The sequence below is a fragment of the Pirellulaceae bacterium genome, assembly GCA_029243025.1.
Lineage (GTDB): Bacteria > Planctomycetota > Planctomycetia > Pirellulales > Pirellulaceae.
Genome location: JAQWSU010000017.1, coordinates 104,011 through 120,011 on the forward strand (window position 1 = coordinate 104,011; position 16,001 = coordinate 120,011).

9 protein-coding genes are annotated in these 16,001 nt (G+C 52.4%); 5 read left to right on the top strand and 4 right to left on the bottom strand.

All coding sequences use genetic code 11. The features are described 5' to 3' along the window. Window positions 1-28 precede the first annotated feature (28 nt). Window positions 29-1,210 (top strand): HlyD family efflux transporter periplasmic adaptor subunit, encoded by a 1,182-nt coding sequence (locus tag P8N76_07405; protein MDG2381483.1) that lies wholly within the window; start codon window positions 29-31, stop codon window positions 1,208-1,210. Between the two features lie 73 nt (window positions 1,211-1,283). On the opposite strand, the gene P8N76_07410 is transcribed toward P8N76_07405, so the two are convergent. Next, a complete protein-coding gene (locus P8N76_07410; GenBank protein MDG2381484.1) occupies window positions 1,284-2,771 on the bottom strand; it encodes a sulfatase in 1,488 nt (495 codons plus the stop codon). Then, a complete protein-coding gene (locus P8N76_07415; protein MDG2381485.1) occupies window positions 2,755-4,452 on the bottom strand; it encodes an arylsulfatase in 1,698 nt (565 codons plus the stop codon). The genes P8N76_07410 and P8N76_07415 overlap by 17 nt, the downstream gene beginning before the upstream one ends. Before the next feature lie 142 nt (window positions 4,453-4,594). On the opposite strand from P8N76_07415, the gene P8N76_07420 reads away from it, so the two are divergent. Next, window positions 4,595-5,797 (top strand): VCBS repeat-containing protein, encoded by a 1,203-nt coding sequence (locus P8N76_07420; GenBank protein MDG2381486.1) that lies wholly within the window; start codon window positions 4,595-4,597, stop codon window positions 5,795-5,797. A 97-nt stretch (window positions 5,798-5,894) separates the two neighbouring features. Here P8N76_07420 and nagB read toward each other — a convergent pair whose 3' ends face one another. Continuing rightward, on the bottom strand, window positions 5,895-6,731 hold the full coding sequence (gene nagB / locus P8N76_07425) for a glucosamine-6-phosphate deaminase (protein ID MDG2381487.1): 837 nt from the start codon (window positions 6,729-6,731) through the stop codon (window positions 5,895-5,897). 52 nt (window positions 6,732-6,783) lie between these two features. Continuing rightward, window positions 6,784-9,501: a c-type cytochrome gene (locus tag P8N76_07430; protein MDG2381488.1), complete on the bottom strand. Its 2,718-nt coding sequence runs from the start codon at window positions 9,499-9,501 to the stop codon at window positions 6,784-6,786. Between the two features lie 338 nt (window positions 9,502-9,839). Here P8N76_07430 and P8N76_07435 point away from each other — a divergent pair, with 338 nt between their 5' ends. The 3 genes from P8N76_07435 to P8N76_07445 all read left to right on the top strand — a co-directional run bounded on the left by P8N76_07435 (window position 9,840) and on the right by P8N76_07445 (window position 15,956). Further along, on the top strand, window positions 9,840-12,761 hold the full coding sequence (locus P8N76_07435) for a matrixin family metalloprotease (GenBank protein ID MDG2381489.1): 2,922 nt from the start codon (window positions 9,840-9,842) through the stop codon (window positions 12,759-12,761). 116 nt (window positions 12,762-12,877) lie between these two features. After that, entirely contained in the window at window positions 12,878-13,927 is a 1,050-nt protein-coding gene (locus P8N76_07440) for a hypothetical protein (GenBank protein MDG2381490.1), read from the top strand. 1,546 nt (window positions 13,928-15,473) lie between these two features. After that, complete coding sequence (locus tag P8N76_07445; GenBank protein ID MDG2381491.1) at window positions 15,474-15,956, top strand: PEP-CTERM sorting domain-containing protein; 483 nt, start codon at window positions 15,474-15,476, stop codon at window positions 15,954-15,956. Window positions 15,957-16,001 lie beyond the last annotated feature (45 nt).

Here is a 16,001-nt window from a genome sequence, read left to right on the forward strand (position 1 = left end):
GGTACGCTATGCCCAATCGGAGAATCCCATGCCAGGTCAATTAATTAGGATTGCCTACCTCATTTCATTCTCGGCTGTCTTCCTCGTAACTGCCGCCGTGACCGCAAATGAACGGCAGGCACTCAGGCATCAAGGTGTGTTGCTTGGTTCTCAAATCGCTCCCATCGCCAGTACCTTGGCAGCCAAGATACGCACTATTGTACCCGAGGGTACGGTGGTCAAACGAGGGGATCTCCTCGTAACGCTTGACGACACGGACATCAATAAGCAACTCGACAAACAGCAAGTCAACACCAAGAACTATGCGAAGTCACTCGCCGACGCGAGAATGGAAGTCGAATCGTTGACAGCCGAACATCAACTCGAAATTAAGATCGCTGACAAAGCAATCGAAGTCGCTGAACTTGAACGGAGCCACGCACTGGGTGAGAACGGACATCATCAGCAGGCATTGACTCTTGCCGAAGGCAAATATCAGGAATCACTTTTAATGGTACAGCTAGTTAATCGAACGCTTGAACAACTGAAGGGTCAGACCGAAGCAGACTCGGTCGAATGGCTCAAGGCACGTCGTGAGGCAACCCAAGCAAACACATCGCTTCAAGTCGCGACGCAAAATCTGCAGCATTTACAAGGGGCTGGGCTGGACCTCCTGAGAACCACCCTCGAACTGAGCCTACTCCAAGCCAAGATCGAACGCATTGCCATTTCACGAAAACAGCGTGAGGCAATTCAGCAGGTCAGCAAGACGTTGGTGAGCCGAGAACGAGCGCTTCAATCAGCGACGAAGCGTTTGGAGCAATATGAAGAATACCTGGCTCAGTGTCAGATTTTTGCTCCCTTTGATGCAATTGTTCAATGGCCAGACAACGCTGCTAAGAACGCAGCCCTGCCTGCTATCGGCCCGGGCACTGCCGTCAGGCCCGGCCGTCCAATCCTTCAACTGGTCAAAGCGGACAGCTTTGAGGTTGAACTACAAATTAACGAGGGAACCCTCGCTCAAGTCCACGTTGACCAACCGGCCACCATCCAATTCGAAGCAGCTCCAGGCAGCTCCTTTTCAGGTCGAGTCGACCGCATCTATCGCCGCCCTCAGGGCGCCCAAGCGACCAATCAGGGCACTTATAACGTACGTGTGTCGGTCGATTCCCCCAGCCCGAGTCTGCGTGTCGGAATGACCGCAACGGTTGACCTTCAGCCCCGTCCATAGCGAACTCGGCTGCCCGCTGCGCCAGGAAACTCAACTGTTGCTGAGTCACTTGAGAGACTCAGCCGTGTCCGCGTTAGGGACGCCGAATCGATTTGCGAAACTTTGGCGCCCCACCGGTATAGGGATACGAGTCAAATAGTTCACCGTTTCCGGAAACGCGTGGATCCTGCGTGGCAGTCAGTTGCCCCATCAGCTGTTCCTCGAGCCGCTGAACTACATCTGCATAGGCTGCCTCTTGTGCCACATTTCGCAGTTGGTCGGGATCCTTCTTCAAGTCATACAGCTCCATCGCAGGGCGCTTTGCAAAAGCCGCATTGAACAGAGCTTGATGAGTATCATCAAGATTTCGATTATCGATCATGTAGTTTTTTGTGGGACCATTATCAACATCCGAATACCAGGCGCCTGACAAAAAAGCCACTTGATGATTAGGCGTGCCCGCCGGCCAACGATCGGGACGGAAATTCTTAATCAAAAGATAGTCTTGCTCACGAATCGATCGCATGGGCGTCCCCCCCGAATCCGTTCCCTCCTGCCCGGGCACATGCCGTTCTTTTCCAGTAATGACAAATTCACGTGCTTGATATCCCGCATTATCAAGCAATCGACCGGCAAGACTGCGACCGGTCATCTCGGGCGGCACAGGCACTCCGGCAACTTCCAGAAACGTCGGTGCCAAATCGACCAAACTAACGAAGTCCGAGCTTCGACGACCGGGTGAGAACCGATCGGGGCAACGAATCACCAAAGGCACTCGAACCCCACTGTCATAGAGGTTGCCTTTACAACGCGGAAATGGCATGCCGTGATCACCGGTCATCACAATAATGGTATTATCCAGCAACTGGCGATCTCGCAACTGTTCGATCAGCTCACCCACTTCGCGATCGAATCGCTGTACTTCCCAATAATAGTCCGCCACATCGCTGCGCACGGCGTCGCTATTGGGAAAGCATGCCGGCAACTCAATTTTGTCAATTTGAATTCCGCTGGCTTTTCCAACACCTGCTTGATATCCACGATGCGGGTCCTGACTACCAAACCAAAAGCAAAAGGGAACATCGGCCGGACGTTGATCGAGAAACTGCTTGAGGTTTTTGTAGTTCTTACCTGCCGGATTGATGTCACGACCGCCAGCCGCAAATTGTCCCGGCCCCCAGCCCTTGCGAGTGGCACCCACATGGTACCCCGCCTGCTTGAGCAAATCGGGATAAACGGGAAAGTCATTCTGCAACGGTCCATACAGATTCGCGCTTTGCTTGAGCCGCCAATGATACTGTCCAGTGACAATCGCCGCTCGAGAGGGCGTACAGGAAGGCGACGATACGAATGCGTGGGTGAAAAGAACTCCGTCCGTGGCAAGTTGATCGAAGGTAGGCGTTTTGACAACCGGATCGCCATACGCACCGGCCTGCCACCCCCAATCATCGGCAATGGCAAACAGGATATTGGGGCGTTCTGCACGTACTGGCTCCCAAGCACCCACGATAACAACAGCAAATACGAACAAGCCCCACACAGCCAGGATACACCTGCGCCTCGAATTAAAGACGTCGAACATAAGCGTAATAAGCTCCTCGTACTTTGTCATTCGGGAGTGTTAAAAAGGTCTTCAGTTCCGTCTTGCCGGGCTGTAACGACACTCGGAAAGTCGCAACCGACGAGTTCGGATCCAGTTCTTGCTCAAGCTCCTGGCCTTGAATGGTAAGACGGGCATACTTTGCCTCTATCGGTCGTTGCAGGTGGTCCGCCCAACGGCTAATCACAACTTCATACTCACCTGGCTGCAAGACTTCGACGGCCCATGGCCCGTTTTTCATCATGCCTGATTTCACCATATTTTGATGCCAAGGAGTTCCACTGTCGATGAGCCAATCATGGGCTGTTAATCGAGTTCTTGGCTCGTCATCCGAGCCAACCTGAACATGGACCGTCCGCCCAATCGCTGGCTGCAAGGAATCCCACCAACCGTCGTAAGTCGACCGCAGCTTCTTGACGACGTCCGGATGAGTTTCCGCCAAATCTTTGATTTGGCCCGGATCGAGACGAATATCATAAAGTTCCTTTCCATTGACCAACCGCCATCGATCCGTCATCACCGCAGATTGGCGCCATTTTTTCGGATGCAAAATACGTTGCGAGTGAACCACCAACTCTCGATCGCGAAGGGTTTTCCCATCGCCATGCAATGCGGTCGCCAAGCTCGTTCCATCGGATACGATTTCGTCGGATGTGTCGACACCGCAAAACTCGATCAGCGTCGGCAACATGTCAATATGTGCGGCCAACTGATCCACATCCCTGCCGCCGATCAAATCGCCTTTTGGCCAATGAATCAACATCGGAACCCGATGACCACCGTCATACTCCGATCCCTTTTTACCTCGCATGCCCGCATTGAAAACTTTCTCACCAGCGGCTGTGCCATTGTCCGTGGTGAAAATAAATATCGTATTGTCCCACTGAGATGACTTTTTCAGATAGGCAACCAGCTTGCCCACGTTTTCGTCAATATTGGCGATCATGCCCAAGAAACGACTGGGTCCCTCCCCGGCCTCCTGGTAGGGACGACTGTATTTTTCATCCACTAGGAAAGGACCATGAGGTGCATTCGTAGCCAAATAAACGAAGAACGGCTGGTCCGATGGTTGCTGAATAAACTTCTCCGCTTCTCGAAACCAGACATCCGTGCAGTATCCACGAAACGGCTCAACACGACCTTGTCGCCAATAGGTATCGTCGAAATAATCATTCCCGAAAAAATCGGGAGTCTGTCCGACACCGCCGCCACCGTGTGCCACCACATGATCAAATCCCTGATCCTGGGGTCGTAACGGATAGGCATCCCCTAAATGCCATTTACCAAACATGGCAGTCCGATACCCAGCAGATCGCAAACGCTCGGCGATCGTCACTTCGTTCGTATCCATCAACGATCGGCCACAGATCGTGTGCCAAACGCCTGTCTTGGTCGAATAGCGGCCGCTCATCAGAGCGGATCGCGTGGGCGAACAAGTGGGATCCACATGATAATTCGTCAAGCGGATCGAATCCGCATATAACGCATCAAGATTGGGCGTCTTCAGCAACGGGTTTCCATGCGCCGACAGGTCACCGTATCCTTGATCATCGGTAATGATCACGATCACGTTGGGTCTGTCCGATGGCGGCGCGGCTACCAGAACATTGCACGCACAAGTCAGCAGCCACAGCGTGGCAAGTCGTGAAGGAATCGGTTGCATCACGTTGTTCTCCAGGTTAGGTAGTACCCTCAATATATTAGCGGATGTTTCTGACTGATACAGATGTTTCTGACTGATATAATTACGCAGCAAAAACACCGGCCGCAAGGCTGCCACCCCCTTGTTCAAATCGAGGAAAACCATGTCTCGAACCAGTCGCCACCGAGGATTTCCATGCCTGATCACCGCAGCATTTGTGATCTTTCCGCTCAGCAACCTATTTGCGACCGACCCTGTCTTTGAGCGACAAGTGGTCGACAACGACGTGAAAATTGGCTACGGAATCACAATCGGCCATGTGGATGGTGACCAGAAACCTGATCTGCTCATCGCCGACAAGACAGAAATTGCTTGGTATAAAAACCCCGGGAAACGCGGCATCGCTTGGCCACGTTACGTGATGGCCCGCAATCTTACACCGAAGGATAATGTGTGCATTGCTGCCCGTGATCTGGACAATGACGGCCTCGTCGAAGTCGCCGTCGGGGCGAACTGGAATCCTGGGGAAACAGGGGACCCCGAGCAGAGTGGTGCGATCTTCTACCTCAAACGCCCTAATGATCCTACTCAATCGTGGACTCCCGTCACCATCGCACCGCACGACCCAACCGTGCACCGCATGCATTGGATCCAACAAGCTGAAGACGTTTATGCGCTTGCCGTTTTACCATTACACGGTCGGAATAATCGCGCTGGAAAAGGTGATCCAGTTCGCCTGCTGGCGTATCGGATCGACCTGGATACACCAGAAAAACGTGAAGTAGTAACGATCGATGAGAGCATGCATATGACCCACAATTTCGATGTCCTTCCGAATTCGTCGGACGCCGAAGGCCTCTTTGTCGCTGGCAGCGAAGGCCTCAAGTATATCTCCCCCAATGGGGCGACGCTGTTTGCACCCCAACCGCTGAGTCGCGGCGCTGGTGAAGTCCGACGCCTCGATGTGAAGCCGGACAAGCATGAAGCGATCTCGATCGAACCCATGCACGGTAGCGAAGTGGTCTTCTACCAACAACTCGAAGGACTTGAATTCAAACGAGTCGTGATTGACAGCGGCCTCAACCAGGGACATGCACTAGCGGCAGGCGATCTGTTGAACTTAGGACAAGATCAAGTCGTGGCAGGCTGGCGTTCACCCGACGCCCAAAACCGCGTAGGAATTCGCCTTTACGTTCCGAACGAAGATGGGTCGCAATGGACCAAGCACACGGTGGATGACAATCAAATGGCGTGCGAAGATCTACGCCTTGCCGATCTGGATGACGATGGTCAAGCTGAAATCATCGCAGCCGGTCGTGCGACGAACAACTTAGTCATCTATTGGAATGATTCACAAAAGAAATAGCCTGACGGCGTTGAATTCCCCGGCTGTCGGATGGAGGGTCCGACGGCTTCCTGACCAACGCCTCATTCCAATAGAAGGAAAAGATCGGTCGATCCGTCTAGGATCCAAGATAACGATCGATCACCGAGGCTCTACGGAAATGCGGGCGAGGAACAGTCTGGGGCGCTCCAGGCTGTTTTTCCTGAATCCACTGATAATACTCACTCATCTTAAGATCTGCGGCAGCCGCCTGATCAAGAAAACAGATTATGTCCTCGTGCAACTGCAAGGCGCTTGCGGTGACCATACTGGTGACTGGACCTTCAATCGCTGCGGCAACCGCCGAGGCCTTATTTTGTCCGGCCGCCATCAGCAAAATCCGCCGCGATTCCAGGATCGTCCCGACCCCCATCGTAATCGCATAGGCTGGGACGTCTTCCGCCTTTTCGAAGAAGCGAGAATTATCTTCGATGGTCGACCTCGCAAGGGTCTTAATGCGAGTGCGTGACCCGAGCGAACTGGAGGGTTCGTTGAAGGCGATGTGACCATCCGTTCCAATTCCCAGAATTTGCAGATCGATCCCACCGCACTCGACAATCCTTTTTTCATACCATTGACAAAACGCCTGGTAATTATCGGTAGTTCCCGATGGGATGTAGGTATTTTGCGGTGGAATATTGATATACTGAAACAAATTACGGTGCATGAAATAGTGGTAACTCTGCGGATTATTTCGCGTGAGACCCACATACTCATCCAGGTTAAAAGTGGTGGCCTGAGAAAAATCCAACCCTTCTTCTCGATGTAGCCGCACGAGCTCTTGATAAAGCGAAAGGGGCGTACTTCCCGTCGCAAGCCCCAAGACGGCATTCGGTTTCGAGTTCAGTGTTTTGGCAACCACACGTGCGGCAGCTTTTCCCATGCTTTCATAGGAATCATTAATTACAACTTCCATTTACACTCCTTGCCCAAACTCACAAATCCTAATTCACCACTACTTGCACCCGCTATTGGAACATCAGATCGTTCGGATTTCCTCGGGACAACAGATAAGCAATTAAGTCCAAGACTTCCTCCTGATTCAATGTATCCAAAAGTTTATCAGGCATAAGCGACGTGCGCGAAGGGGTTTGTTCTTCGATGTCGCCCTTACGAACGACTTCCACTTGGTTAGCATCTTCGGCGTTCGTCTGGACGGTCAATTCGTCATCGTTCTCAGCAACCACACGTCCTGATATCACCTTGCCTTGCGACGTTTCAATCACGCTCGCCCGATACTGGTCAGAGATCACCTTGCTCGGATCGACCATTGCCTCGGCCAAATCCCGAACACTGAAGCGACCATTCACGCTGGTCAGATCAGGTCCTGTGGCACCTCCGCGCCCATCAAATCGGTGACAAGTCATGCACTTTGCCGCTGCGAACATCTTGCGACCATTCTCAAAATCACGTTTTCTCAATCCGGTCGTTGTTGGCCGTTCGCCTTGAGTGGTCGCTGCGGTGACGACATCGGAAATCGTCCAGGGTTTCCCGGGGCCTTGAGCTTTCGGCAGCTCTTCCACGGGGAGTGGCTTAGGTGGCGACTTAGCGACCAAGGCCGCTTTTTCGTCTTCGGAAAGATTTGCCATCGCTTCCTTGCGAATGTTTTCGATGAAGCCGCCGTAGCTGGCACCACCGCTCTTTTTCTTGGCCCTTTCAAGCCAATCAAAATATTGTTTACGTTCCTCAAGCGTCCATCCGTAACGCATATTCCGCAGCATAAATACATACTGCAGCTTCTGCAACTCCGGATGATTCGCCATCATATTGGCAATCGTGCCGCCATAACCTGGGTTACGAGCAAGAAGTTTTTTCATTTGCTCGGCCTGCAACGCATACGGTTCATCCATCAATTTCAATGACTTCTGCACGACCGCAGGCGCATTGAGATAAATCAAGATTCTCGCCAACTCGATATTCACATCGTGGCTTTCACCAGGAAAGTGTGGGTTGATTTTCTCGACCAACGCGGCCGACTGTTTCACATCCGGCTTGCCCAGACGAATAAATACCAACGCGTAGGCACGTAAGACATCCAGTCGCTCAGCTTCCGTGAGCTTCTCAAAATTAATCTGATTCAAGACAGCCAACGCATCAGCACGAGCCGAAGCCAATTCCTCCGCTGAGCCGGCGAGAGCTCGGCTCCCTGCTCGAGCGAGTGCAACGACTGATTGAATACGACCGTTGGCATCTGACATATTCCCGACTCGATCTCGCCATTGATCGAGCGTTTGGTGTTCGAGTGCAACACTGGCGGCGTAACGAATATGACGATCCGAGTGAGAAAGGTTTTTCCAAATGAGATCCATGGTCGCCGCATCCGTCGGCTTGACACTGTTGGAATGATGATACTGTTCAAGCTCTCGACGAAGCTTACGTAAATCGGCTCCCACCTGATCATGCCCGCTTGTTAAAGTCGTTTTTTCATCGCCCTGATAAGTCACTCGATAAAGAGCTGATTGCGTTCCTCGTCCACCCACGGTGAAATACATCGCTCCATCATCACCGATCACCGCATCCGTTAAGGGCAACGCAACACGAGCGACGAACTCTTCTTTCTGACCGACATAGCTGGCTCCCTCGGGTTTCAAGTGCACAGCGTACATCGTGCCGAAAGTCCAGTCGAGTAGGTAGAGAGCTCGTTGATAGTTGGCAGGAAACTTAGCTCCTGTTCCAAAAGCCACACCGACCGGCGAGCCCGGACCGATGTCCACAGCTGCAGGCAAACTATCGACATTGTAGCTGGGCCATTTGCCCGTTCCGCTGCGCCAGCCAAAATCACTGCCGCTGACCGCGTGCATCGCGCGCGTGGGCCGGTACCAGGGTGTTCCCAGATCCCACTCCATATCCGCGTCGTAGGCAAACAATTCACCCTCAGGATTGAAATCCAAATCGTACGCATTGCGATAGCCAACACTGACAATTTCCCAATGTTTTCCATCGGGATCCGTTTTGGCAATCCAGCCCCCCGGAGCCAGTTTATTTCGAGCATGCCCATTAGCATCCCACTGCCTCGGCAACAGAAGATCCTCACCCCAATTCGACAACACTCGGCTGGCGTCGAAATCCGCAGGAGGATCGGTATGGTTCCCGCAGATCACATAGATCGATTTGCCGTCAGGAGACAAACGAATCGCGTGTGGACCATGTTCTCCACCGCCTTTTAACTGCTTGAGCTTCACAACTTCGTCGAATTGATCATCGTTGTTGGTATCTTTCGCACGGTAGAGACCACTTCCCGGGCCACCGTTCACGCAAAAGAAAAGACTGTCGAAGGCATGCAACATGCCCTGAGCCGACGTCATTGCCACGTCCAGCTTTTCGACTCGGGTTGGCTGATCGCTTCCAATCGGTGCCGGCATGATGCGATAAATCCCTTTGTCCCCCTGGTCGCTGGCAAGCAATCGCCCCTGGTCATCCTTCGTTAAACTCACCCAGGAACCTTGCTTGTCTTTTGGCACGCTGTAAAGCAATTCCACTTGAAACCCCGGCTGCAGCACAAAGGGCTTGCTGTCGGTCGCCGGAGACTCACCAATCACCTGCGAATCGGCCACGGTGGGCATTTGTTCGCTCCAACCATCCGATTCCGTTGCTGAGAGCAAGCGCGAAAGAGTCGGGATTAGCAGCAAAACAACACAACAAACACAAGATCGAATCGTATACGAATGCAACGTACTCGAATTCATCGGGCAGGCTCTCCTTCGTTGAGTCAGTGATTCTCGCTACGCGAGCACGGGGATGCAATTGGTGGGCTAGGTTGTTGGTCCATAATTTTAAGGGCATTCCTACACGATTTAAAAGCCGAGAATTTGCTCATTCGCCGAAACATGCGTGAAGTGATCGGAACAACTTGCGGTTCTTCAAGGTGAACAAAGAGTTGTTCACTCGCTTTCCGCAGGGCGATTGGGCCGTTTTGGTATCGTGATCTGCGTGAAGCAGCTAAACTTAGACGAAGAGGCTAACATCGCGGCGGTAGGCTTTTCCCGAGTTTGCTTCGCTTGAATTGTGATTGTGTAGGAACACCATGTTTTTTTCTCGAGCAAACGATGGCTCCCGCATCCGACGACTTTCACCGATCCACGACTGGTCATTCGTGTCGGTATTCCTTGCTCTGGCATTCCTAACTGGCTTGCCAAAGCAAAGCGCCGCTCAAAATGAGTCGTTAACTTACAGTTACAGCAATTTACTCGATGGAAATCTCGAACTGGCGAGCCAATTCGAACCCTTCGAGATGGTTTTAGCCGTGGAAGAGGGTTTAGGTCTGTGGGCAAACTACATCCCGCTCGACTTCATTGAGCAGCCGGACGGGGGAAACGACGAGATCAACGACGCACCCTATCTCGACAACGGCCTTCCTCAGATTCGCATCGGACACCACGGAATCGATGGGAACACGCTTGCACACGCCTATTCTCCGGGCGGAAACGGCCTGTCGTACGACGTTCACATGGACAGTTCCGACCGACGGTGGACTGAGCAATTTTTCCTTACCGTCGTCACCCACGAGTTGGGGCATACGATTGGGATCGATCATATTGATCAAAAAACGGCGATCATGAACACGACGCTGGGCTCGGCCAACGGGAACCTGCTGCCCGGAATTGGCGACGGCTACTTGTTCCAAGCCGACATTGATGCCGCCCAGGCAATCTGGGGCGTCGGAGCGGGGCAAGTCGTCACCAAACGGGTCTGGACCGGCGGAAACTCGACGAATTGGAGCACCCACGAAAATTGGGATCAAGGATGGCGACCTACCGCCACCTCCGCTGTCACGATCCAAAATTCCGCCGATCTGCGACTATCGAAAGAGGAAACGATTCGTTCGTTGACCGTGGGAGGGGGCAAAACAAAGCTTGAAATCAATCGCAATGGCAAATTGAGCGTGCGTGATGACATGCTCCTGGGTTCGTTGATTGGAGGAGACGAACTCGTCTCGGAGGGCGACACAGCTCGCGTTCGAGTCGCAACCAACTCCAGCCTTGAGAACGAGTGGTTCGATCCGAACTTTGACGATTCAGCCTGGGACCAGGGCAGCACGGGCGTTGGTTATGACAATCAACGAGATTTCCGCCCTTTCATTGGAACAGACGTGCGAACCTCCATGCAATATCGCAGATCAAGTTTCTACACTCGGATCGGCTTTGACGTCGAGGACAAAGGAGATCTCGAGTATTTGGGACTTTTCATGCGGTATGATGACGGCTTCGTCGCCTACCTGAACGGTGTCGAGATTGCTGCTGCCAACGCGCCCGATCAACTCGCCTGGAATTCGGAGGCGGATGGCCAGCGTGATGACGAGGATGCCATCATTCCGCAACTCTTCGAAATCTCGGACGCGTTGCCGCTACTTGTGGAGGGTCGAAATCTACTCGCAATCCAGGGACTCAATGTATCGAGAAGCAGCTCAGACCTGCTCGTTTCACCTCAAATCGTGAGCGGAGTCATCGATCACGAGGTGCTAATCGACCGCGGTACGTTGGACATTTCGGGAGATCTGGTCCTGTCTGACGCGTCGGCAAGCCGTGGCAACCTAGTTGTGAATGACGGTTTACTTCGGGTGGCTGGAGACCTGACGAGCGGTGAGGGGCAATCCAACTTAGAGCTTCGTGGCGGCACCGTGCGAGTCGAGGGAAATACAACCCCCGCAGTTCTCATCAGCCAGCGTAGCGAGACAAAATATTGGATTCCCCAAAATGGCGACCTCGGTCTCGATTGGGCTGAAACAGAGTTCGATGACGGAAATTGGGATGCAGGACCTTTCGGCATCGGCTACGACGAGGACGCGGACTATGACCGCTTCCTCGACACCAACATTGAGTCCGAAACCCAGGATGAAAATAGCTCGTTCTACACGAGAACCGAATTCGAGATCGCGAATGCAAGTGACGTGAACGAGCTGATGCTCAAAATGCGATTTGACGATGGCTTTGTCGCATTCCTCAATGGCAAGCGAATCGCCGAGGCGAATGGCCCCAACAATCTGCGTTGGAATTCCCGAGCGACTCGCTCCACCGATGACGATAACAACATCCATTGGCAAGAGTTCGATTTGAGCGAACATGTGGACATGCTGCAGAGTGGCACCAATGTCTTGGCAATCCAAGGACTGAACGTCAACTCCGATAGCTCCGATCTACTTGTGCTCCCCGAACTGTCTTGGCGGCAAATTGGCGGGAAAATCTCCGTTGACAGTGTAGATTTTTACGAAGGGCAGATCCTCGACGCCGAATTGATTGAAGCCACATTTCGTCATCAGGCGGGCACCTTCTCCCCCAGCCAGCCCAGCTCTAACGGTTCGCAACCCGGGCAACTCACCGTCATTGGCGCCTACGTCATGAAGAACGAAGCGACGCTAGAAGTCAACGTCGATGGCAAGACGCTTGACCAGCACGATTCACTGATTGTCAACGGATTGATACAACTCGCGGGAACTCTATCGGTCGCCGTCAATGAAAACGGAGGCAGCTACACAGAACCCGACACGGCAGGTGAGTCAGATCAAATCATCCTGATAACGGCCGATAATATTGAGGGGAAATTCGATACCCTGCTTTACAACGACCAACCGCTTGTCGGACACCAGCAAGCTGGACTATTTAGAAGCCTACAACAAAGCAATACCGAGGTTTCTCTGATCAGCTATCGAGCCTTCCACGGAGATGCAGACGGCGACGGGAAGTTCAATTCGTCGGACTTCATCCAGATTTTCCAAGCGGCTGAATACGAGGATGATATCAGCCAAAACTCAGATTGGACCGAAGGCGATTGGTCGGGCGACATGGAATTCACCACCGAGGACCTCGTGCTCGCACTTCAAACGGGTCGTTACGAAAGTGATCCGGCTTTCGCCATCGCCGTTCCGGAGCCCAGTAGCGGCCTGTGGATCGGCTTTCTTCTCGTCTTGGGCTGCCGGCGACACGCTCATCGACGACGCAACGCTTCCTAGAAATCCCACCCATCAAAACCTGAGACCACAAGCGTCTGAATTAAGTCGATAATTTCGATCAGCGCGTTATAGTGGAATCTCGGGTCCAGTTACTTGTCATTGGGAGGGTGCCAAAAATGACACTTCGTTTCGCGATTGGTTTGATCGCATTAATCGCCTTCAGCCTTGCTGCCAAGCGGGCTGTCGCCGAAGAATTTACTGTCCAGCCCGGCGATTTCCCCGAGTCATCTTCTGTTGGCGTTAAACTGTCCGCACTCATCTCCAGAGACTCTGACGACTCTGCCCTCTCAGGACGAGCCACCATCGACCTGATCTGGGAGGATGGTGAGATCAGCCAAGCGACAATCGTCGACATGGAGTTGGAACTCGACGACAAAATCGATTTATCGCTGCTTTTTGGTACTTTTTCAGGAACGATCGAGCCAGGTGCTGCAAAAGTCCGAATGCTGGAACCCGGTTTTTCCACCCCAGTGACGAGTAATCAGTTCAGCCAAATTGAAAACGAATTCATCTTGGAAGGCGAAATCTTACTGAACGACGAAGTTTACAACATCGAAGATTTCGGCCCAATCTTTGCCGATTTGAATGACATCGAAATCCTGACGACCCCCGACATAATTAGCACAAATGCCAACCTCGACTTGTCATTCGACGCATCAGAAGCAGCAGGGGGCATTCCGGTTCAAATCGATGTTCAGGGAAGCGTGCTTGCCACCTACTTACAAGGCGATTTCAACGAGAACAGGATCCTAGATGCCGGCGACATCGACCTAATTGCGACTGCGATTAGCGACGAAAATGACGACTCGATCTACGACCTGACTCGTAACGGAATCGTCGATGAGGCGGACCGCGTCTACCTTGTTCAAGATCGTTTACAAACCTCTTTTGGCGACGCTAATCTCGATGGCCAATTCAACTCAGTCGACTTTGTAGTCGTTTTTCAACGCGGCCAGTACGAAGACGAAGTGCCCTTAAACTCTGGCTGGGCCGACGGCGATTGGAATGGAGACGCAGAGTTTAATTCCAGCGACCTCGTTGTCGCGTTTCAAGGCGGCGGTTGGTCGAATCAAGCTAACAAAGGCGCCCTGGTACCCGAACCGAGTTGCGTGACCCTGCTGCTCCCCGTAAGCCTACTAATCTGGACACGAATTCGACGCCAGTAAGTCCCTGGTTAAGCGACACTTTCCCCCACACCATTTTTGAGTCGCCTCAGCTTGTTCATAACGGCTCGTAACTTCGGCCTATCCGCAGAATGCAATCACTCGCGCGTTCCAGCCCGCCAATCGTTTCTGAAAGGGCAAGCGGCAGAAGCTGAACCCGAGGATCGCAACGCGACAACACCCGGTGGGCGACTTCGATGCGCAATCGATCGATCGAGTTGCAATTTCTGAACACGCTCGTCTCGTCCGACCCCATACGGCGATGTAGCAGTAGGCGTAAATCACGTTTCCACCCATCTAACCGCCTCTCTACTGATCGCTTCCGCTTCCGCGAGGCAATCCGGCCCAAAGGCTTTGAAGACAGCGTGAGTGGCTTCTCCCTCATGACAAAACAACAACGCCCGGTGGGCGATTTCGATGCGCAATCGATCGATCGAGTTGCAATTTCTGAACAGGCTCGTCTCGTCCGACCCCCAACGGCTCTTTAGCAGCAGCGGTAAATCCCGTTTTCTAACTGAGAGTTTTTGGTTTTGCCCTCTTATGACGTTGCTGTTTCGATCCGCTTGAAAAGTCAACCGCTTCCTCCCCGCAGGTCTCCGTTTCCAGCCTCAATGCCGATCGGGATCGGTGCTTTACCGAGGCAACGATGACATTTATTTGTCACTCGGATTACTTGAGAGGATCATGATGCAACACTTCCACTTCAACAGAGACGGTCACGCCGCCGGGGGTGGCTTGCCTGCTCCTCAAAAAGCAAAAGAGAAACACCCCATGACGTTTGGCTACCGGTGAAGCAAGTCAACGAACTGGCCGGAGAGGATATTGCGCGAGTGCACACAGACAGAAGCTTCTTAGCTTTTCGGTCGAAAACTGGGGAAAAAGCGGAAACGGTCCACACTTTTGCGATCTAGGCAATTAACCGAGCACGGGTCACGCGAAGCAGCCCGAAAAGTTCTCCCCAACCGCCCAAATCTCGCCTCAAAAACTCAATACGGCACCGTTTTCAAACAAGAAATCATTCAAAAAGCGGCTGTCCCTCCGACGTTTCCTTGTTTTGACCTCCAATCCAAAAAAAATCTTAAATCGTTTCAAATATTGGACTTACGCCCATCAAAGGCTGCGTAACCGGGGGGAATTCCAAGATTTCTCGGAACAGTTCAAAAAAAGGCTTGCAATGCCGGCACCGATTACATAGATTGGTTGAAGTTGACGGGTTTTAATGTCTTACATCGGAACGCCAATGATTCTTATTTTGGTTTGAGTTCATCCACCGAGCAAAAACGTTCCTGAAGCGGATGAACCTCTATTCCCAAGCGTGTGTTGTTTTTTGACACCGCTGTGAATGACATGAGGTGCCTTGCGTACCTCGCCTTAGACAAGATCTTTTTCTCGCGACCCTCCACGTTGCATTTCAACTTGTATTGTTGTGGCGCCTGAATCGATCCTTCATATGTTTGGGAATTTTGCCTGCGCTGCTGCAGGAACTTAAGCGTTTTTTTAGTAAATCAAATGGTAAAGATTTTTTTTCTAGCCGAGAAGGAAGATTGCAATGCGAAAGATCCAAGTACTCGCCCTGACGTTAGTAGCCTGTGTTGCGTTAACATCCGCCGCCAGTGCAACAACTGTTATCACTTACGACCCAGGCGACGGCAATCTAAATGCTGCAAACGCCGTTGAAGGTATCACCACGCTCGAGATCAAATCGGCGGGTGGAAACTTCATTCCTGCTAATGTAACCGGTGGCATAATTCTGCCTCCGTTCGACACGATCACAGCTAACAAGTTGTTCGTGTTGAAAACAGATGGTTTCAACGACATCAACTTTGGTAACGTTGTAACGCCCGGTTTAAACCTCGACCAACTCGGTGCGGACATGTCGATTGACGGTTCGCTCAAGCAAGGTGGCGGTCTCGCTGGTGACGGTCCTGGCCCCTCGGAAGGTCTTGATATCGTTGTCGTTCCAGAGCCCGGTAGCATTGCCTTGATCGGCTTTGGTCTTCTCGGTCTACTCAGCTTCCGACGCAAGCGATAAGATCGCTGCAAACATGGAAGCCTAGAGTAATGCAAGACGAAAAAC